Source organism: Mycetocola sp. Y171 (assembly GCF_056713165.1).
Genome location: NZ_JBWYGX010000002.1, coordinates 481,770 through 500,056 on the forward strand (window position 1 = coordinate 481,770; position 18,287 = coordinate 500,056).

Annotated in this window: 21 protein-coding genes; 11 read left to right on the forward strand and 10 right to left on the reverse strand. The window is 64.4% G+C overall.

What is annotated here, in order from left to right; translation table 11 throughout:
- Nucleotides 1-75 precede the first annotated feature (75 nt).
- The 4 genes from AC1M2K_RS12025 to AC1M2K_RS12040 all read right to left on the reverse strand — a co-directional run bounded on the left by AC1M2K_RS12025 (nucleotide 76) and on the right by AC1M2K_RS12040 (nucleotide 2,639).
- Nucleotides 76-1,257, reverse strand: coding sequence for a cation:proton antiporter (locus AC1M2K_RS12025; protein WP_480241170.1), 1,182 nt, complete (start codon nucleotides 1,255-1,257; stop codon nucleotides 76-78).
- Nucleotides 1,258-1,655: 398 nt separating this feature from the next.
- Nucleotides 1,656-1,940, reverse strand: a complete 285-nt coding sequence (locus AC1M2K_RS12030; protein ID WP_480236898.1) for a hypothetical protein — start codon at nucleotides 1,938-1,940, stop codon at nucleotides 1,656-1,658.
- Between the two features lie 181 nt (nucleotides 1,941-2,121).
- Nucleotides 2,122-2,379, reverse strand: coding sequence for a zinc-ribbon domain-containing protein (locus AC1M2K_RS12035; protein WP_480241171.1), 258 nt, complete (start codon nucleotides 2,377-2,379; stop codon nucleotides 2,122-2,124).
- Between the two features lie 89 nt (nucleotides 2,380-2,468).
- A complete protein-coding gene (locus AC1M2K_RS12040; RefSeq protein WP_480241172.1) occupies nucleotides 2,469-2,639 on the reverse strand; it encodes a hypothetical protein in 171 nt (56 codons plus the stop codon).
- A gap of 246 nt (nucleotides 2,640-2,885) precedes the next feature.
- Between AC1M2K_RS12040 and AC1M2K_RS12045 the strand changes: the two genes are divergently transcribed.
- From AC1M2K_RS12045 to AC1M2K_RS12055, 3 genes are all read left to right on the forward strand, one after another.
- Nucleotides 2,886-3,470: a TRAP transporter small permease gene (locus AC1M2K_RS12045; RefSeq protein WP_480236895.1), complete on the forward strand. Its 585-nt coding sequence runs from the start codon at nucleotides 2,886-2,888 to the stop codon at nucleotides 3,468-3,470.
- Nucleotides 3,471-3,474: 4 nt separating this feature from the next.
- Nucleotides 3,475-4,755 (forward strand): TRAP transporter large permease, encoded by a 1,281-nt coding sequence (locus tag AC1M2K_RS12050; RefSeq protein ID WP_480241173.1) that lies wholly within the window; start codon nucleotides 3,475-3,477, stop codon nucleotides 4,753-4,755.
- A 91-nt stretch (nucleotides 4,756-4,846) separates the two neighbouring features.
- Nucleotides 4,847-5,296, forward strand: coding sequence for a type II 3-dehydroquinate dehydratase (locus tag AC1M2K_RS12055; protein WP_480241174.1), 450 nt, complete (start codon nucleotides 4,847-4,849; stop codon nucleotides 5,294-5,296).
- Between the two features lie 36 nt (nucleotides 5,297-5,332).
- On the opposite strand, the gene AC1M2K_RS12060 is transcribed toward AC1M2K_RS12055, so the two are convergent.
- Nucleotides 5,333-6,415 (reverse strand): Gfo/Idh/MocA family protein, encoded by a 1,083-nt coding sequence (locus AC1M2K_RS12060; RefSeq protein ID WP_480241175.1) that lies wholly within the window; start codon nucleotides 6,413-6,415, stop codon nucleotides 5,333-5,335.
- A 321-nt stretch (nucleotides 6,416-6,736) separates the two neighbouring features.
- Here AC1M2K_RS12060 and dctP point away from each other — a divergent pair, with 321 nt between their 5' ends.
- On the forward strand, nucleotides 6,737-7,792 hold the full coding sequence (dctP, locus tag AC1M2K_RS12065; protein ID WP_480241176.1) for a TRAP transporter substrate-binding protein DctP: 1,056 nt from the start codon (nucleotides 6,737-6,739) through the stop codon (nucleotides 7,790-7,792).
- A 54-nt stretch (nucleotides 7,793-7,846) separates the two neighbouring features.
- On the opposite strand, the gene AC1M2K_RS12070 is transcribed toward dctP, so the two are convergent.
- Nucleotides 7,847-8,590 carry an IclR family transcriptional regulator gene (locus tag AC1M2K_RS12070; RefSeq protein WP_480241177.1) on the reverse strand — a complete coding sequence of 248 codons (744 nt, stop codon included), beginning with the start codon at nucleotides 8,588-8,590 and terminating at the stop codon, nucleotides 7,847-7,849.
- Nucleotides 8,591-8,622: 32 nt separating this feature from the next.
- Entirely contained in the window at nucleotides 8,623-9,378 is a 756-nt protein-coding gene (locus AC1M2K_RS12075; protein ID WP_480241178.1) for an IclR family transcriptional regulator, read from the reverse strand.
- 135 nt (nucleotides 9,379-9,513) lie between these two features.
- On the opposite strand from AC1M2K_RS12075, the gene AC1M2K_RS12080 reads away from it, so the two are divergent.
- From AC1M2K_RS12080 to AC1M2K_RS12110, 7 genes are all read left to right on the forward strand, one after another.
- The gene (locus tag AC1M2K_RS12080; RefSeq protein ID WP_480241179.1) at nucleotides 9,514-11,358 is read left to right on the forward strand and encodes a bifunctional sugar phosphate isomerase/epimerase/4-hydroxyphenylpyruvate dioxygenase family protein; all 1,845 of its coding nucleotides are present in this window, start codon (nucleotides 9,514-9,516) and stop codon (nucleotides 11,356-11,358) included.
- Nucleotides 11,355-11,654: a Dabb family protein gene (locus AC1M2K_RS12085; protein WP_480241180.1), complete on the forward strand. Its 300-nt coding sequence runs from the start codon at nucleotides 11,355-11,357 to the stop codon at nucleotides 11,652-11,654. The genes AC1M2K_RS12080 and AC1M2K_RS12085 overlap by 4 nt, the downstream gene beginning before the upstream one ends.
- Nucleotides 11,654-12,574, forward strand: coding sequence for a shikimate dehydrogenase (locus AC1M2K_RS12090; protein WP_480241181.1), 921 nt, complete (start codon nucleotides 11,654-11,656; stop codon nucleotides 12,572-12,574). The genes AC1M2K_RS12085 and AC1M2K_RS12090 overlap by 1 nt, the downstream gene beginning before the upstream one ends.
- Before the next feature lie 11 nt (nucleotides 12,575-12,585).
- Nucleotides 12,586-13,248 (forward strand): TetR family transcriptional regulator, encoded by a 663-nt coding sequence (locus AC1M2K_RS12095; protein ID WP_480236885.1) that lies wholly within the window; start codon nucleotides 12,586-12,588, stop codon nucleotides 13,246-13,248.
- Nucleotides 13,249-13,468: 220 nt separating this feature from the next.
- Complete coding sequence (locus AC1M2K_RS12100; protein ID WP_480241182.1) at nucleotides 13,469-14,545, forward strand: thioredoxin; 1,077 nt, start codon at nucleotides 13,469-13,471, stop codon at nucleotides 14,543-14,545.
- A gap of 213 nt (nucleotides 14,546-14,758) precedes the next feature.
- The gene (locus tag AC1M2K_RS12105) at nucleotides 14,759-15,697 is read left to right on the forward strand and encodes a patatin-like phospholipase family protein (RefSeq protein ID WP_480241183.1); all 939 of its coding nucleotides are present in this window, start codon (nucleotides 14,759-14,761) and stop codon (nucleotides 15,695-15,697) included.
- Nucleotides 15,698-15,801: 104 nt separating this feature from the next.
- Nucleotides 15,802-16,419, forward strand: coding sequence for a dihydrofolate reductase family protein (locus AC1M2K_RS12110; protein WP_480241184.1), 618 nt, complete (start codon nucleotides 15,802-15,804; stop codon nucleotides 16,417-16,419).
- Nucleotides 16,420-16,433: 14 nt separating this feature from the next.
- Here AC1M2K_RS12110 and AC1M2K_RS12115 read toward each other — a convergent pair whose 3' ends face one another.
- Genes AC1M2K_RS12115 through AC1M2K_RS12125 form a run of 3 tightly spaced genes read right to left on the reverse strand, consistent with a single transcriptional unit; the run spans nucleotide 16,434 to nucleotide 18,278 of the window.
- Complete coding sequence (locus AC1M2K_RS12115) at nucleotides 16,434-16,772, reverse strand: carboxymuconolactone decarboxylase family protein (RefSeq protein WP_480241185.1); 339 nt, start codon at nucleotides 16,770-16,772, stop codon at nucleotides 16,434-16,436.
- A 14-nt stretch (nucleotides 16,773-16,786) separates the two neighbouring features.
- Nucleotides 16,787-17,197 (reverse strand): (R)-mandelonitrile lyase, encoded by a 411-nt coding sequence (locus AC1M2K_RS12120; protein WP_480241186.1) that lies wholly within the window; start codon nucleotides 17,195-17,197, stop codon nucleotides 16,787-16,789.
- A 58-nt stretch (nucleotides 17,198-17,255) separates the two neighbouring features.
- The gene (locus AC1M2K_RS12125) at nucleotides 17,256-18,278 is read right to left on the reverse strand and encodes a zinc-dependent alcohol dehydrogenase family protein (RefSeq protein ID WP_480241187.1); all 1,023 of its coding nucleotides are present in this window, start codon (nucleotides 18,276-18,278) and stop codon (nucleotides 17,256-17,258) included.
- Nucleotides 18,279-18,287 lie beyond the last annotated feature (9 nt).

The following is an 18,287-nucleotide window of genomic DNA, read 5'->3' on the forward strand; positions in this document are numbered from 1 at the left end:
TGAAAGCGAGGGTTTCTCACATATTCACGATTGCTGAGGGCCATCGACGGCCGCGTCGTACGCATCGTGGAGTGATCAGCGGGTGGAAACCGGCACACGTGGGCGTTGGGCCAGGGCGATGAGCGGGAACAGCAGAACCGAGACCATCCCTGCTCCGACGAGTGCCGCGGCCGTCGCCTCCTCGAGCACGCCGTGTTCGACGCCGATGCCGGTAGCCGCGACGATGATCGGGAGGCCCGTTGCGCTGAAGAGCACGATGGCACGGCGGTCAGCTCCGCTGGCATCCGCTGGTGTGGACAGGAGGCCAGGGAGGCCGCGCACGAGGAGCAGCAACAGCACGAAAACTGGGACGAGGATGAGGGCACGCGGATCGCCGAGGAGGGCCTGCAGCTGGAACGTGACGCCGGTGCTGATGAAGAACGCAGGCACGAGGAAGCCGAACGCGACCGCGTCGATTTTCGCGTCGACGAATTCGCGGTCGTGCGTCGGCGCTTCGGCAACGAGGATCCGCCAGAGTACCCCGGCCGCGAAGGCACCGAGGAGCATGTCGAGGCCCAGCACCGCACTGAGCGAAACCAGGCCGGCGACGATCAGGAGCACCAGGCGAACCGCGAACTGGCCGCTGGTGTGCAGTGTGGCCGCCACGAGGCGATGCAACGACCGGTGGGATCCGCGTGACGCAATCCAGATCCCGCCTGCCGCGATCAGGAAGAAGAGGATCAGGACTGCGGTCGACGGCCCGGGCTGGCGTCCGCTGAGAAATATCGAGATGGCGATGAGCGGACCGAACTCGCCGACTGCCCCGATCGCCGTGATAGCCCTCCCGAACGGTCGCTGAAGCTCGCCGGCGTCGCGGATGATCGGCAGTATCGTTCCGAGGGCCGTGGAACTGAGCGCGATCCCGATGATCACCCCGGCGGCGAGGTTCGGCGCGAAGAGCACACCGGCCGTGACGCCGGCGCCGAGGGAAATCAGCCAGCCGAGACTCGCGCGCACGAGGGGGCGCCCGCGGATCGCGGCGAAGTCGATCTCGCTGCCGGCCATGAAGAACAACATGGCGAGACCGAAGTCGGCGAGGGCATCCGTGACGTCGTTCGGTTGGATCCATCCGAGCAGGCTCGGGCCGAGCAGCATTCCCAACAGGATCTCGAAAACGACCAGCGGGATGCGCGCGACCCGGCCAACGGCGGCGGCGACGATCCCCGCCAGCACCGCCGCGACCGAGATGAGAAGCAGTGCCAGCCCTTCACCGGTCATGAACCACTCCCTGTCGACGTCGGTCGGCGGCCACGGACATCGTGCATCGTCGACTATGGGCCACATCTCTCGTCCGTGGATCGCCCCGGGCGGGTGAATTCGGTCGGCCGCTGGCGGTTTCCCGCCCGGCCTTGGATCTGGATGCTTTGATCCGACCAGGTTTAGGCTCGAAGCATGGCAAACGAGGAACGAATCTGCCGGTATTGCGGGCACCTGTCGCTCGTGCCGGTGATCGAACCAGGCTCGCGAGGGAAGTCCGGGTGGCGTTGCACCAATGTGGAGTGTTCGAACAAGGGCGTCGTCCAGCACATCGGCTAGGCGACGGAACGAGACAAGCCGCCTCGATTGAACCGAGGCGGCTTGTCGTTTCCAGCGACCTTACGGGTCGCGCGGCTTGACTAGTTGCGGTCGTCGCGCGCGCGGCCGCGGGTTCCGGCCTTGGCGATGCCACGGCTGAGGATGTAGGCGACGGTTACGAAGGCGACGTACTGCCAGGCGTGGTCAGCGCCGAAGCCCTGGCCGTCTTCGCCGTTGTCCACCATGGCCGAAGCCACGAGGATGGCGAGGGATACGACGATCCACGCGTAGAACTCGCTTGTCTTGTAGGCCGGCTTGGTCTCGACGCGACGGACTGTGGTGGCGGTGTTGTGCTCGTTGCGAGCGGTGCCGGGAATGTTCGACATGGTGTTCTCCTTCAAAGGGGACGGAAGACGTTTCCGACATGTTGCCCTGACGGTCGCCAGGGCCTCGGAAAGACTATTCACCGCGTTGAGGAGCACCTAAAAGGGCCCAGGGTCTTGACGGGGACCCGATCAACGAATATGAGCGGAGCGGCGCTCCGCAACGCGAGCGCGGCGAACCTCGTCAACTCATCTGACGGTTTCGCGCGGCCCACTCAAGACCGTTCGTCGCCTGCTCCTTGCTCAGGGCCGTCACACCGCCGCAGTTCGAGCAGACGACGAGATGCCGCCGCGAGACGGTGAACAGCGGGACGAAGAATGCCGAGAACTTCGTGGCTCGCTCGATCACGTCCTGGGACGCAGATACGCCGCAGTAGTTACAGATGAAGCTGACCACGACGAGGACCCTGTCGCGGAGTGTCGTGCCGAAGATGAGGAGCATCCGGTGAGTTTACGGAGCATCTCCGAAAGCGAGCAGGGGCTTGCGGAAGCCTTCCACTTCGCTCGTGCCGACCGGCACATGAGGAACCATCACTCGGCATGCCGGCTGTGGTCCTCGACATCTGGTTCCGCCCGCAGGATGTCGGCGATCTCCTCTTCCGGACGCGGCGCGATGGACTCGTCGGCCTCGAGCTCCGGAATGGTCGGCCCACCCTGGTCGGGATTGTGCTCCTGAGGGGCGTGCTCGTGGTGAGTAGACATGGTGAATCCTTCGATCGATGACATCCACACCGTATAGCGTTTGGCTGTCGCGCAACATGTCCCATTCGGCGAGACAACGCTTTGCCTGGATGCATACAACGACCAAAGTCGGAATGCGATCGCATGTGTGCGCACGCGGGGACCCTGACCAACAGAGAGGTTGAACATGCACCGTGATTCCATGGCGCACCACCTTCGGGGCACCACGCCCCGCTCTTCATCGATCCTCGCGTGGGCGGTGGTGTCATGACGGAGAACGAGCCCGGTGAGTCGATCTACAACCACTCGGAGAAGCCCTTCAGCACCCCGGCCCTCAACCAGGGTGTTCCGCCCGACCCGAAATTCATCCGCGTGCTTTCCGCCGCGGAGATCACGATCGGCGTCGCACTGTTCGCACTCATTGTCATCGGGGTGATGTGGCAGGTACTCGGACGCTACATTCCCGCGCTCGGATGGGTGGGCGCAGGCGAACTCGCGCTCATGTCGATGGTCGCTCTGACCTTCATCACCACCGGCTACCTCGTCGGTCTCAACGGTCACATTGTGATCGAAGTCTTCGATCAGGCACTCGCAGGCCGAAAGCTCTTTGTCGTGTTGCGTGTCGTCTCGGCCCTCATCATGGTCGCGACCTGCCTGGCACTGGCGTACGAGGCTTACGTGAAGATCGACACCGAATGGGCTCGGACCAGCGCGGCGATGCACATACCGCTCGGGATGCTGTACGTTTTCGCATTCGTTGGATTCGTGTCAGCTGCAATTCACTCAGCGTGGAAGATTCCGTACGCCAACCGTCCGGAACGCAAGCTCGACATCTCAGAGATGGACGGCTGACCGCATGGATCTCTGGCTCTACATCCTCCTTCTCGTCGTCCTCCTCCTGCTCCGGGTGCCCGTCGCGTTCGCGATGATCGCCCCCAGCATGCTGTATTTCTACAGCCATGGCTTGTCAGCGGGCTACGCGATTTCGTCGATCGTCAACGGAATCAACAGCTTTCCGCTGCTCGCAGTGCCGCTGTTCATCTTCGTCGGCACGATCGCGAATCATCTCGGCATTGCGACACGGCTGTACGACTTCGCCAAGGCCCTGCTCCCGCGGCTGCCTGGCAACCTCGCCTACGTGAATCTGGGCACCGCGATCGGGTTCTCGTGGATCAGCGGTTCTGCGCTCGCGGATGCCGCGTCGACGAGCAAGGTGCAGATTCCTCAGATGCTCAAAGCAGGGTACCCCTACGGCTTCTCGGCGGGTCTGACGGCGTCGGGATCATTGATGAGCACCGTGATGCCACCGAGCATCCCAGCGGTTCTCTTCGCAGCGACCGCATCCATCTCCACTGGTGCCCTTTTTGCCGGCTCCATCCTGCCCGCCGGATTGATGGCCGTCGGCCTCGCGGTGTACATCTTCATCTGGGTGCGGATGCATCCGAAGGTGGCGGTCAGCCGCCCATTCGAAGGTGCAATGCTCCGCAAAGCGGCGGTACGGGTCATCGGCCCCGCGCTGCTTCCCGTGATCATCCTCGGCGGTATCTTCAGCGGAATGTTCACGCCGACGGAGAGCGCGGGCATTGCTGCCGCGTACATGCTCGTTCTCGGGCTTTTCTACCGGACCCTGACGTTGCGGGTGTTCTACCGCGCGGCCAAGGAAACCGTCATCATCTCTGGAGGGATCCTTCTGATCCTCGGGGCGTCGAACCTCATGGGTCAGGTGCTTGCGCGCGAACAGGTCTCCCGAAACCTGGGGGAGTGGCTCACGTCGTTGACGGACAACCCCATCGTCTTCTTATTGCTGCTCAACGTGCTCCTCATTCTTCTGGGCATCTTCCTGGAGGCACCACCCGTCATCCTCGTGCTCGTGCCGATTCTGATGCCGATCAGTGCGGAATTCGGAATCGACCCCGTCCATCTCGGAGTCATCATGATCCTGAACCTCATGATCGGCTCGCTCACACCGCCCGTCGGAGCCGTCCTCTTCGTCGTCGGCTCGATCACGCGCAGACCGATGGGTGAGCTCTTCCGTGGAATCCTCCCCTTTCTCATCCCGTTGGGGGTCGTGCTCCTGCTGTTGACCGTGTTTCCGTGGATTGTCACCGTCGTTCCCACACTTCTCGGTCTGTTGTGACATCCGTGCGTCAGCATCAACGTCACGGCGGACCCCGTCGTCGGCCGAATGAACCAATAGGGGCACCCATGCCCGCGGAAAGGAACCACCAGTGACCAGAAAGCTCTACGTTCTGAACGGCCCGAATCTGAACATGCTCGGTCAGCGACAGCCGGAACTGTACGGTAGCGCGTCTCTCGACGACGTTCGAGCAGACTGCGCACGTGTCGCCGACGAGCTGGGTTTCGATCTCTTCTTCGCGCAATCGAACGCGGAGCATGAGATCGTCGAATGGCTCCACGATGCGTACCGCGAGAAGGCGACCGTTGTGATCAATCCGGCAGGCTTCAGTTTCGGCTCCGTGCCTGTGCTCGATGCTCTGCTGATCCTGGATACGCCGATCGTCGAAGTACACATCACCAACATCCACGCGCGCGACGCGGCCCATCGTCACTCGCTCATGTCGACCGCGGCGCACGCGGTGATCGCCGGCGCTGGTGTGTTCGGGTACGAACTGGCTATTCGTGCAGCCGACAGGCTGACGAACGCCGCGAGCGGCTGAACGTGCACGGTGCGGGGTGAGCGACCGACGCAGCCCTCACGCTCGCGCCCTCGCGACAATGCCTGCACGGAACTGAGCGATGTCGATCGTCTCGCGACGGTCTGCCGCCAGGACTGAAGCCTCGACCAGGGCAAGCGTCCGCGAGGCATCCTCCGCCGAGACAAGCGGTTCGGCCCCTCGTGCGACCCGGACGAAATGTTCGAGCTGAGCGTGGAACGAGACACGCGGTGTGACCGGGAGGTAGCTGCGGGACAGCGGGGAGTGCCAGTCGGCGTCCACGGACGGATCATACGAGTACTTCGCGAGATTTGGCACCGCGAGCGCGCCGCGGGTGCCGACGAACTGGTAGGCGACGCCGTCGGGGAGGAAGGGGAACTCGGTGGTGTCCTCCGTGGACTGGTCCCAGCCCCACGGCGAGACTCCGGCATCCGAGGCAAGGAAACTGCCGATGGCACCGCTCTCGAAACGGAGATTCACGGCCACGGTGTCCTCGACCTCCAGGCCGCGAGCATGCGAGCTCACCATCGCCTGGACCGAAGCGACCTCACCGCACAGATGGCGCAGGAGATCGAGGTCGTGCACGAGGTTGATCAGCAGCACGCCCGCGCCACGTTGCCGATGCCAGGGAGATTCCGTGAAGTAGGAATTCTCCTTGCGAGCAGACCACATCCCGCTGACTCCGACCATCTGCCCGATTTCGCCATCGAGCACGGCGGCCCGCGCTCGGCCGACCGCGGGGTGATGTCGGCGGTGGTGCCCGACGAGGAGTCGGCCGTCCAGACGTTGGACCGCGTCGACGAGCCGCAGAGACTCGGCATAGTCGACGGCGACGGGCTTCTCGAGAAGCACAGCGACACCCGCCGTGAGACAAACGATCGCGGTGCCCACATGGAGCGCATTCGGGTTCGCGATGATGACCGCATCGAGCTCTTCGGATTTGAGCATCGCGTCTGCATCCGGATATACCGGGCACCCGAACAGTTCGTCGGTGGCGACAGGATCGGCGACCGCCGACAGCTCAGCGTCCGCTGCCATCCGAACGAATTCGATGTGTTGACGCCCCATGAAGCCGGCGCCGATGACGCCGATGTGGACGGCGTTGGACGTTGTTGCGGTCACGAATACTCCTGCATCACTGCCTCGGAGGTTGGTCTAGCCCAGCGTATGCGAGCATGGGTCGACACACACGGAGTGTCCCATTCAGCGGCGCAGGCTGACGGTTCGGCCTCGGACGCCGCACGTGTTCCACTCGCCGGGACGTTGCTTTACGAACGCATCGGGCTGGACGAGAGTCGGCATTGCCACAGGGCTGCTTCATTGACAATGTGGTCGACGGTGCCCTCGTCCCAGCAGAGGCCTCATCGACTCAGTGTCGCGATGTCGGTCACGGAATGAATATCACCCATGCACGAAGGCGTGCGCAGAAAAGAGGAGAGTCACATGGGCACACCCCGATCGACGCGTCGAGGCCTGATGGTCGCGTCCGTGTTCGCAGCAACTACGCTCGTCGTCACCGGCTGCGCCGGTGGCGGCACCCCTGAAAGTACCTCCGGCGAAGGTGACTCGACAAACGAGCCCGTCACGATCACCGTCGCCACCAGCCAGAACGAGGAGACCCCGAACTATTACTGCGGAGTCGAGTTGCTCAAGGAACGGCTCGAGGAGGCAGACGTCGAACTCACCGTCGAGTTGTACCCGGCAAGCCAGCTCGGCCCTGACGCGGATCGGTTCCCGCTCGTTCAGGCCGGTGACATCGACATAGATCTGCAGGGCGCCTCCGCGCTCAGTTCCACCTACGAGCCCATCGGCGTTGTCGATGCGGCATACGCGTTCGACGACGTCGACCACGCCTTCAACTGGATCGACGAAGGATCGGAAGACATGTTCTCGGGGTTCCAGGAGGCGACTGGCGTCCGCATCGTCGATGGATGGTTCTTCGGCAATCGAACGTTCACCACGAAGGACGTCGAGATCCGTGGACCTGAGGATCTCGCGGGAGTGCCGATCAGATTCCCCAACTCGCCTGCCTTCCTTGCGAACGCTGAGGCGCTGGGAGTCGACAACCCCGTCTCCGTTGCGGTCGAAGAGCTCTACACGGCGTTGCAGCAGGGGATCGCCGTCGGCCAGGAGAACCCCATCGTGGCAACGCGCTCATCGAGCTATGACGAGGTGCTCAACGTCGCCGTTCTCAACAACCACAACGTCGGCATCCACTGGATCATTGTCAGCGACAAGACGTACGAAAGGATGAGCGATGAGCAGGCCACCGTGCTCGAGGAGGCGATCCACGAGATCCGTCCTGAGAATCGCGACTGCGTCGACGAGGCGACGGAAGAGATCCTCGACGAGTACCGGGCGGACGACAGCTTCACCGTCATCGAAACCGAGGACATCGACATGGACGCGTTCACCAGTGACGCCGAGTCCTTCTTCGAAGACCACTTCTCGGGAGAGACCCTCGAGGCCTACCAGGCCATCCGTGAGATGGCTGGCTAGCCTTTCCGGCACGAATGGGGTGGTTGCGATTCTCGCGGCCACCCCGTTCCCACGCTAGGCCGGTCGGTTTCGTCCGGCACCGATCCGATGGCTCAGATTGACGGCGGCAGAGCGAACGGTGGGAGCAAGTCCGCGAGCATCCATCTTCTCGGTGGGGCCAGCGACGGAGATCGCGGCGACCGGGACGGAAAGATGACCGAGGACCGGGCTTGCGACACTGACGATGTCCGCGGCATATTCCTCCAGTTCCGTTGCAATTCGGGTCTTGCGGATCTCGGCCAGTTCCCGGAGGAGCTTCGATGGCTCGCTGTGGGTGCGACGGGTGTGCGGATCGAGTACACCGCGCACCGCTTCTGCGGCCACATCATGCGCCGAGAACGCGAGTATGGCCTTCCCGAGCGCCGTCGCGTGAGCCGGGCGTCGCTCGCCGACTCGTCCAAGCGGTTTCAGTTCGCGCCCTCCGCGGACCACGGCGACAAGAATCACGTCGGCATGCTCCAGGACGGCGAGATGAACGCTTCGCCCGGTGGCAAGGCTGAGCTCATTCATCAGCGGAAGCGCCGCTTCGCGAAGCTTCCGCGGTTCCGCGACGGTCTGACCAAGCTCGAAGAGGCGAATTCCCAAATACAGCTTGCTGCCCTCTCGATCGAGGAAGCGTTGATCGACCAGGTCGGCGGCGATCCGCGACACCGTGGACTTCGGGAGATTCGCGCGGCGGGCCAGCTCAGAAACACCGAGACCCTCGTCGTGCTCTCCGAAAGCGTCGAAAAGGGCCGTGACACGATCCAGCACGCTCACGGACGTGGTCCACGCTGCGTTTCGCATCGTCGCTACGCCGCCGTGAGTCGACGTGTCAGGGCGATACCAGCCGCACGCACCAGTGGCGCCACCTGGTCCGGGTCCATCCCACCGCTCGGTCCAGCAATGGAGATCGCGCCGAGAACGACGCGGTTCGCAGACAGCACCGGGCTCGCCACAGCAAGGATGCCCGGGTACGCGACCCCTCTGTCAGTGGCCACCACCGTCGCCCGCACCTGGCTCAATTCGTCTCGGAACTGGTCGGCCGCATCATCGACGAGGGGGGCGGCCGCTCGCTCGACGACACTGCGATCCTCGCAGAATGCGAGGTATGCCTTTCCGCTGGCCGTCGTCAGGGCGGGCGAACGCATGCCGGCGCGCGTCGGCAGCATCGGGAGCCGTCCGGCCACCGCCGCGATGGAGATCATGTGGGTTCCCCGGTGCACCCAGAGACCGACACGCTCGCCGGTCACTTCCACGAGTTCTCGGATCACCGGGGCCGCGGCCGTGAGAAGTCGACGCGGAAGGCTGACGCGCGCCCCGAGTTCGAAGAGTCGGAAACCGAGCGTCACACCGTCCTCGGTGCGCTCCAGGTAGCGTTGCTGGACCAGTTCGCCCACCAGCCGCGACACGGTGGACTTCGGCATATCGGTTCGTACCGCGAGTGCGGTGACCGAGAGGGAACCCGATTCCTTCACGGCCTCGAGAATTGCCACAATACGTTCGAGCACCGACGCCGAATCGGCTGCCGGGTTACTCGGCGTGTTCCACTCGGCGAAACTCATCATTGAAGATCTCCTCTTTGCGGGTTGAATCGTCCATGATCGCCCGTTGTGGTCGAACGTACTAGTTAGTACGTTTCTCTGCAACGCCCATTCTGAACATCGGACGGGGCACCAGCGTCGGTGCCCGCTGGAGGAAACATGCGAACTTCGATCGCGACGGTATGCCTCAGGGGGACGCTCGACCAGAAGCTCGTGGCCGCCGCTGAGGCCGGGTTCGACGGGGTGGAGATATTCGAGCCCGATCTCATCGCATCGCCGGACTCACCCGAAAACATTCGCGCACGGGCGCAGGAACTCGGACTGTCACTCGACCTCTACCAGCCGTTCCGCGACTTCGAAGGGGTGGGGCCGGACCTGCTGGAGCAGAACCTGCGACGCGCGGCGGCGAAGTTCGCACTCATGAACCGCCTCGGCATCGACACGATGTTGCTGTGCAGCAACGTTGCGACGGCCCGAAGCGGAGACGAACAGCTCGCGGCCGCGCAGTTGCGCGAACTCGGCGAGCTGGCGGAGCGCTTCGACGTCCGCGTTGCTTATGAGGCACTCGCCTGGGGCCGATTCGTCGACGACTACGAGCAGGCCGCGCGCATCGTGCGGCTCACAGATCACCCGAGAGTCGGGCTCTGCCTCGACAGCTTCCACATCCTGTCCAAGGGGCACAACCCAGAGGCGATCGAGACGATCCCCGCCGACAAGATCTTCTTCGTCCAGCTCGCCGACGCTCCGATCCTGTCCATGGATGTGCTCTCCTGGAGCCGCCACCACCGCCTCTTTCCCGGAGAGGGTGGATTCGACCTCCCTGGGTTCATGGGTCACTTGATGAGGACAGGCTACGACGGGCCGGTGTCGCTCGAGATCTTCAACGACACGTTCCGCCAGTCGGATCCGCGAGCGACGGCAATCGACGCCAAACGCTCCCTCCGTTTGCTTGAGGACGAGACGCTGAGCTGGCTGGGTGGGACTTCTGGTGGTCGCGCGGGCCAGATGTCCGCCAGACCGCTGCCGGTGGTGGAGCCGCCCGCCGACATCAATTATGTGGAGCTGCGCACTGACGCGGTCGAAGACTTGCGAACCCTTCTCGAGCAGCTCGGATTCTCCGCGCACGGCCGCCACCGCACCAAGAATGTCGAGCTCTGGTCTCAGGGGGCCGCGCGTGTCGTGCTCGGCCGTCCCGAGTCACACCAACCGATCCCCACCGTCGCGGGAATCGGACTGTCGGTACACGATCCGAAGGCGGCTCTCCTGCGGGCCATTGAGCTGTTCGCGCCGGAGATCCACCGTTCGGAAGGCCCCGGCGATGAGCCGCTGGTCGGCGTGCGGGCACCGGATGGATCTGAGATATTCTTCGGCGCTGAGGGAAAGTCTGCACCAGGGTGGGTGCGGGAGTTCGGGGAGCCAGCCGGCACCGGCGTCGACCGCATCGCGCGAGTGGACCACATCAACCTTGCGCAGCACTGGCATCATTTCGACGCCGGAGTGCTCTTCTTCCATTCAGTGCTTGATCTCCGTTCGCAGCCTTCCATGGAGGTGGCCGCCCCTGTCGGTCTCGTACGCAGTCAGGTGCTCAGGGCGGCCGATGGGGTCATTCGTATTGCACTCAACCTCGTGCCTTCCGGTGCGAACGACGACGCAATCCTTCCCCAGCACGTCGCCTTCGCAGCATCCGACGTCCTCGCGCTGGCGCGAGAGGCGCGACAGCGAGGATTCCACCCTCTCGACATCCCAGCCAACTACTACGACGACATCGAGGCGCGGTACGAGATTCCGCCGTCGCTTCTCGACGAGCTCAAAGAGCTCAACGTCATGTACGACCGGGACGAGACGGGAGATTTTCTCCACTTCTACACCCATCCGATCGGGACGGTGTTCCTCGAGGTCGTCGAGCGCCGCGACGGCTATGAGGGATACGGGGCTCTCAACGCGCCCGTCCGCCTTGCCGCTCAGTACCAGCAGCGGCGTGAGGCGAAAGGAGTACCGGCGTGATCCGACATGTCGCAGTGTTCCGGTTCGCGCCTGAGTTCACCAGTGACCAACGAGAGCACTGGATGTCGCTGCTGAGGGCCTTGCCGTCGCAGATCCCGTCCCTGCGAAGCATGAGTGTCGGCGTCGATGTGCTCGGCGGGGTCACCTCGCACGAACTTGCCATCGTCGCTGACTTCGAGGACCTCGACGGGCTCGAAGCGTACAACCGGCACCCGGCGCACGCGGAGGTCCTGAGGATCTCCGCACCAGTGAAGCTGTCGCTGGCCACCGTCGACTTCGAGGTCCCGGAAACGTGATGACCCGACAAGAGCACGGTGGGTCGCGCACGCACCGTGACCGCCACCTGGTCGGTCTCATCGGCGAAGGAATCACGGCGTCTTTCACTCCGCCGATGCACGAGGTCGAAGCGGCAGCGCTGGGGCTCGACTACGAATACCGCATCCTCGACCTCATCGAGCTGGGAAAGCAGGCGGAGGATGTCGGGACGTTGCTCGCCGATGCTCGCCGACAGGGCTTCTCCGCGATGAACATCACCCACCCCTGCAAACAGCTGGTGCTCGACATCGTCGACAGGTTGGACCCGCGAGCTGAACACCTCGGAGCGGTCAACCTGGTGTTGTTCGACGACGAGGGCATGATCGGGTTCAACACGGACTGGATGGGGTACCGCGACGGTCTCGTCTCCGGGTTGCCGGATGCTTCCTTCGAACGCGTCGTCCAAATCGGTTGCGGTGGTGCCGGGGCGGCGACCGCTTATGCGCTTCTTTCGTGCGGAGCCGCGAGGCTCGACCTGTTCGATGTCGACCACGCACGCTCGGAGGAGCTTGCCAGACGCATGCGCTCACACTTTCCGACGCAGACCGTCGCCACAATTCGGCGCGATGGTCTCGCGGGGATGATCGCCCAGGCCAGCGGCGTCGTGCATGCGACACCGATGGGGATGCACCACCATCCGGGAGTCGCGTTCGACGTCGAACTCCTTCGATCGGAGGCGTGGGTATCTGACGTCGTCTACCGGCCGTTGGAGACGGAACTCATCCGCCGGGCGGTCGACCGAGGCCATCCCGTGCTTGATGGTGGCTGGATGGCCGTCGGTCAGGCCTACGCTAGCCTTCAGATCATCACGGGTGAGCAGCCCGACCGGGAACGGATGGAAGAGCACTTCCGTGCACTCATCCGACCGGAGGAGACGTCTGGACGGGCGGTACGAGGGTGATGGAAACAGAGATGACTGAAGAGTTGCGCGAGGCTCGAGACACCGGATCGACGGCGCGCGCCGTACGAACGAGGGAAGACATCCTCGATGTCGCCACAGCAGAGTTCGCTGCCAACGGATACGCCGGCGCCAGGGTGGACGAGATCGCCGCGCGGACCCGGACGACCAAACGGATGATTTACTACTATTTCACCTCGAAAGAGGGGCTCTATCTCAGCGTCCTCGAGCGTGTCTATGCCCAGATCCGTCGGGTCGAGCGCGGGGTCCGGATCGACGAGCTGTCACCGAGCGATGCCCTGCGCAAACTGGCCGAAGCCACGTACGACCACCACACCACGCATCAGGAGTTCATCCAGCTCGTCAGCATCGAGAACATCCACCGCGCAGAGCATCTTCGGCAGTCGCCCACAATCCTGCGCGAGAATGCGACCGCCATCACAGTGCTCGAAGGGGTCATCCAGAGGGGTGTCGGCGAAGGCGTCTTCCGTGATGACATCGACGCGCTTGACGTGCACATGATCATCAGCGCTTTCGCGTGCTTTCACGTCGCCAACCGGCACACCTTCGCCGCGATTTTCGACCGCGACATGCTCGAGCCCGCCCTCCAGGAACCGCACCGGCGTCTCATCGGCGACATGATCGTGGCGACGATGACTGCGCGGGCGGCCGGCTGACTTTCGACGCAACTCGCGGCGCTCCGCGGGGCGCCGATGGTTGCGCACCGGCATGGTGCGGAGTAAATTCCGTCGCAAATCGATGGTTCAGTTCGGCTCGCTGCCAGGCTGCACGTGCGCGCGTCCCCGGTCACCCCGCCGACGGCATCGGCTACTGTGTCGGCGCGCTGCATTCGGTCCTGCCTGACATCGGAGTCACACGCACAACAGGAGGTCGCTCGTGTCTGACCAGCCGGATCCCGACAACGATGCGAGCGGATCGCCGCCGCCTGCCCGCACCGGCGTCGTCCGCACGATCGCTCACTGGCTCGCAGGGGACACAGGTGAGTTGCCTGTCGAGGGGCGACTCGCGGCGTTCGATGGCGCCACCGGATGGCTGAACTCCGAGCCCCTGACTCCGGACGGACTTCGCGGACGAGTCGTGCTGGTCGATTTCTGGACCTACACCTGCGTCAACTGGCTGCGCACGCTGCCCTATGTGCGGGCATGGGCAGCGAAGTACGAAACAGCCGGGCTCACCGTCGTGGGCGTACATACTCCGGAGTTCGACTTCGAGAGCGACGTCGCGAACGTCGTGACCCAGACGCGGAACCTGGGCGTGGAGTTCCCGGTCGCGATCGACAGCGAATATCGCGTGTGGGGTGCATTCGCGAACCGGTTCTGGCCGGCGGTCTACATCGCGGATGCCGACGGTCGAATCCGATTCCATCATTTCGGCGAGGGGGAGTACGCGCAGACCGAGATGGTGATCCAGCGGCTTCTGCTGAACGCTGGCGCAGCCGACATCGACATGGACCTCGTTGAAGCCACGCCGCGCGGGCTCGAAGTCGCGGCGGACTGGCCAGCATTACGTTCCCCTGAGACCTACCTGGGTTACACCCAGAGCAAGGGATTCGCCTCGGAAGCGGAGGCCGCACTGGACTTGCCTCACGACTATTACGCAGCATCCTGGCTGCCGCTCAACGCGTGGGACCTCTCGGGAAACTGGACCGTGGCCGCGAATACCGCGCGCTCGAACAGCCCAGGTTCGCGCATCGCTTTCCAGTTCCATGCCAGGGACGTCAACCTCGTCATGGGCTCGGCCAAGCCGGACACCGCCATTCCCTTCGTGGTCACCGTCGACGGCCACTCCCTCGGCGATGCCAGCGGCAGCGACGTCGACGAGGACGGGCGCGGCACGGTTCGCGACCACAACGTCTATCAACTCGTCCGCCAGCCGGGACCGATCGAGGACCTCAGATGTGAAATCGAGTTCCTCGAGGCAGGGGTCGAGGCCTACTGCTTCACGTTCGGATGACCGAATGGCGCCGGCGTCCGCGCGGGTCAGCGCGACAGGGCGGATGGCGAGCAGGCCGGCGCAGCGGTAGAGTCCTCGACGAACGTGACACGATTCGAGGAGGTGAGCCCGATGCACACACTGTCCACTCTGGGCGCTCCTTCGAGTTCACGATCGCGCGACTGACGTAGCCGTCGCGGGGAGCGCTGCATGCACTCTCAGAAAGCTACGACGATGAGTTCTTCACCTCAGTTCAACCCGGAGACAGTCTCCGACGGCATCCGGTCACACTCCGCCCAGACGGCCCTAGTCCTCGGCGGTGGGGGATCGACAGGCAACGCCTGGCTGATCGGCGTTCTCGCTGGTCTGTTCGATGCCGGCCTGGACGTGACCACTGCCGACCTGACCATCGGGACGTCGGCCGGGTCGACCGCCGCGGCCCAGATCGCCGGTGCCACGCCGACCGAGCTTTTCAAGGCCATCCAAGCCACTGCGCCGAAGCATCCGACCGGTCCCGTCGGATCCGATCAAGGACGGGCACCGACCCGGCCGGTGACGGACCATATGGAGAGGATCACCACGATCATCGCCTCCTCTGCGGATGCCGCCGACATGCGCCGCAGAATGGGCGCATCGGCGATCGACATGGATGCGTCCGATGGCTCCTGGCAAACACAGTGGCGTGCCACGGTCGCCTCACGCCTGCCCGGTGTGCGCTGGCCGCAACGCGCTGTTCTCATCACGGCGGTGGATGCCGACTCCGGTGAGCCGGTCGTGTTCGACCAGCTCAGCGACGTAGACCTGGTGGACGCCGTCGCCGCCAGCTGTTCCAGCGGCCGTCCGTACCGGATCGGAGATCACCGATACATCGACGGTGGATACCGATCCAATGCCGAGAACGCCGATCTGGCAGCCGGATACGGGCGAGTGCTGGTGCTGTCACCCTTCGGGGGCAGATCCCTGACTCCGGTCGACTGGGGTACGCATCTCGCCACACAAGTCGACGAACTCCGTGCGCGCGGCAGCGAGGTCGAAACGGTGTTCCCGGAGAGCAGTGTCGAGCACCTGTTCGGCCCCAACGCGATGGACCTGTCGCTGCGTCCGCTCGCTGCTCGAGCCGGATACGCGCAGGGGGCAGCGCAGGCCGCGCGGCTCACTGAATTCTGGGTCTGACGCTGGAGAGGCATGAGCGACCCGGTCGAAACCGCCCCTTGCGGTTTCGACCCGGTTCGTTAGCCTGCCAATCAACGGAAATTTCTGGACGGGGGAGTTCGACCATGGGCAAAGTGTTCTGCGACATCGCGGTCTCGGCCGACGGTTATGCCGCCGGCGTGAATCAGAGCGAGGAGAAGCCGCTCGGCGACATCGATGAGAACTGGCTGCACCGGTGGATGTTCGAGACGTACGAGGAGAACCGCGAAGAGGTCGACGCGATCGTCGACTCGGGCGCGACCATCATGGGACGGAACATGTTCGGTCCGGTCCGGGGGGAGTGGGACCGCGACTGGCAGGGCTGGTGGGGTCCTGAGCCGCCGTACCACGGGCCCGTCTTCGTCCTCACCCACTTCGAGCATGAGCCCATCGAGATGGAAGGCGGTACGACGTTCTTCTTCGTCACCGACGGCATCCATTCCGCCCTCGAGAGAGCACGGGCCGCAGCGGGCGATGAGAACATCTCGATTGCGGGCGGCGCGGGGACGGTGAATCAATTCCTTGCCGCCGGGCTGCTCGACGAGCTCCGGCTGCACGTTACGGCCTGCATCCTCGGCGCTGGCGAGCGGGTGTTCGACGGAGTGCCTGCGCAGGCGCTTGAGCGGGTCTCGGTGCGAGAGGCATCGCTCGTGACGCACATCACCTATCGGCCTGTGCGGTCCCAGGTGCCACCTGCGGCGTAGGCTCGCGGCCTCTACTATGCGGTGAAGTCCGTCTGTGGAGTGAATGCCGTACGCGCGGCTGCGATGGCGGACATGGCCCTGGGCCAACCGGTGTAGAACGCCAGATGCGTGATGGCCTCCACCAACTCTTCCTCGGTGAGCCCGTTGCTTTTCCCGAGGTCGAGGTGGAATGGCAGCTGTTCGGTGTGACCGCCGGCGACCAGGGCCGCGATGGTGATGAGGCTTCGGTCGCGCGCAGCGAGCTCCGGGCGTTCCCAGACGTCCCCGAAGAGGACGTCGTCGGTGAGGTCGACGAGCTTGTCGGCGAACCCGCCGAGCGTTCGCCGGGCTGCGGACGGTTGTTCATTCGTCATAGTTCGTGGCCTCCTCAGGCGCCGGCGGGTCCGGTGTAGTCGGCGTCGGTGATGTGCTCTTTCCACTGGGTGGTAGCGGTCGGGTCGTCTGCCGCTTCGAGCATCGCGATGTGCTCCATGAAGCAGCCAGGTGCGGCAGCGTGCCAGTGGTCCTGGCCGGGCGGTGTGTACAACGTCTGCCCGGGGTGGACCTCGATGACGTTGCCATCGCGGTCGCCGAATCGGGCGACGCCCTGGGTGACGCGCAGGTACTGGCCTCGGGCGTGGGAGTGCCAGGCGGTGCGGGCGCCAGGTGCGAAACGAACGGTGGCGACGGTCATCCGCTGGTCGGGCGCGTGTGGTGAGGCGATCACGTCGACCCAGACGTCGCCGGCAAACTGCTCGGGCGCGTTCTTGACAGTGGGTGTGGTTGGTTCGATGTTCATTGTGTTCCTTGGGGTTGGCGGGTGACCGGGCACCCAGGCGCCCGGTCACCCGGTTCGATCAGTCGGTGGTGAGCAGAACCTTGATGGCGCGACGCTCGTCCATCGCCGTGTATCCCTCGGCAGCGCGCTCGATCGGGAGAGTGAGGTCGAAGACCTTTCCCGGGTCGATCTTGCGGTCCCAGATCAACTGGATCAGCTCGGGAAGGAAGCGGCGCACCGGGGCCGGGCCGCCGTGCAGGTGCACGCCGGAGAAAAACAGTTCGAGCCCGTCGATGGTCACATCGTGTGAGACTCCTACGTAGCCGACGTGGCCTCCGGCACGGGTGGACTGGATCGCCTGACGCATGGACTCCTGAGTGCCGACGGCTTCGATGACGCTGTGAGCGCCGAGCCCCCCGGTCAGTTCCTTGATCTTCTCCACTCCGTCGTCTCCGCGTTCCTCGACGATGTCTGTGGCCCCGAACTCGCGAGCCAGCGCCTGACGGTCGGCGTGACGGGACATGGCGATGATCCGTTCTGCGCCCAGTTCCCGGGCGGCGAGAACGCCCAGCAGACCGACCGCGCCGTCTCCGACCACGGCCACGGTCTTCCCTGGGCCGACCTCGGCGGCGACAGCAGCGAACCAGCCGGTGCCGAGAACGTCGGATGCCGCCAGCAGCGAGGGGATGAGGTCGGCGTCCGGCTGCCCGGGGGTGGCCACCAGGGTGCCGTCGGCCAGAGGAATGCGGGCGTACTCCGCCTGCGCACCGGTCGGCGCACCGGGCTGCCGGTGGATGCAGTGAGTCTGGTAGCCGGACCGGCAGATTTCGCAGGTGTTGTCTGAGGCGAAGAACGAGCCGACGACGAAATCGCCGACGGCGATGGTCGAGACCTGGGAACCGATCTCGGTGACGACGCCGACGTACTCGTGTCCCATCGCCTGGTGGTCGACGGGTTCGGCTCCGCGATACGGCCAGAGGTCTGACCCGCAGATGCAGCTCGCCGACACGCGGATGATGGCATCCGTCGGATCGACGATCGCCGGTATCTCGCGGTCTTCGACCCGGACGTCGCCTGGGGCGTACATGGTGACTCCACGCATGGTGGTGTT

Bases quoted from the DNA above. Each gene is read 5' to 3' on its own strand.
- AC1M2K_RS12030 (WP_480236898.1), bottom strand. From the start codon at position 1,940: ATGTCGAACATTCCCGGCACCGCTCGCAACGAGCACAACACCGCCACC.
- AC1M2K_RS12110 (WP_480241184.1), top strand. From the start codon at position 15,802: ATGGGCAAAGTGTTCTGCGACATCGCGGTCTCGGCCGACGGTTATGCC.
- AC1M2K_RS12040 (WP_480241172.1), bottom strand. From the start codon at position 2,639: ATGTCTACTCACCACGAGCACGCCCCTCAGGAGCACAATCCCGACCAG.
- AC1M2K_RS12080 (WP_480241179.1), top strand. From the start codon at position 9,514: ATGCGAACTTCGATCGCGACGGTATGCCTCAGGGGGACGCTCGACCAG.
- AC1M2K_RS12105 (WP_480241183.1), top strand. From the start codon at position 14,759: ATGAGTTCTTCACCTCAGTTCAACCCGGAGACAGTCTCCGACGGCATC.
- AC1M2K_RS12090 (WP_480241181.1), top strand. From the start codon at position 11,654: ATGACCCGACAAGAGCACGGTGGGTCGCGCACGCACCGTGACCGCCAC.
- AC1M2K_RS12125 (WP_480241187.1), bottom strand. From the start codon at position 18,278: ATGCGTGGAGTCACCATGTACGCCCCAGGCGACGTCCGGGTCGAAGAC.
- AC1M2K_RS12075 (WP_480241178.1), bottom strand. From the start codon at position 9,378: ATGATGAGTTTCGCCGAGTGGAACACGCCGAGTAACCCGGCAGCCGAT.
- AC1M2K_RS12115 (WP_480241185.1), bottom strand. From the start codon at position 16,772: ATGACGAATGAACAACCGTCCGCAGCCCGGCGAACGCTCGGCGGGTTC.
- AC1M2K_RS12095 (WP_480236885.1), top strand. From the start codon at position 12,586: ATGACTGAAGAGTTGCGCGAGGCTCGAGACACCGGATCGACGGCGCGC.
- dctP (WP_480241176.1), top strand. From the start codon at position 6,737: ATGGGCACACCCCGATCGACGCGTCGAGGCCTGATGGTCGCGTCCGTG.
- AC1M2K_RS12035 (WP_480241171.1), bottom strand. From the start codon at position 2,379: ATGCTCCTCATCTTCGGCACGACACTCCGCGACAGGGTCCTCGTCGTG.
- AC1M2K_RS12045 (WP_480236895.1), top strand. From the start codon at position 2,886: ATGACGGAGAACGAGCCCGGTGAGTCGATCTACAACCACTCGGAGAAG.
- AC1M2K_RS12050 (WP_480241173.1), top strand. From the start codon at position 3,475: ATGGATCTCTGGCTCTACATCCTCCTTCTCGTCGTCCTCCTCCTGCTC.
- AC1M2K_RS12025 (WP_480241170.1), bottom strand. From the start codon at position 1,257: ATGACCGGTGAAGGGCTGGCACTGCTTCTCATCTCGGTCGCGGCGGTG.
- AC1M2K_RS12120 (WP_480241186.1), bottom strand. From the start codon at position 17,197: ATGAACATCGAACCAACCACACCCACTGTCAAGAACGCGCCCGAGCAG.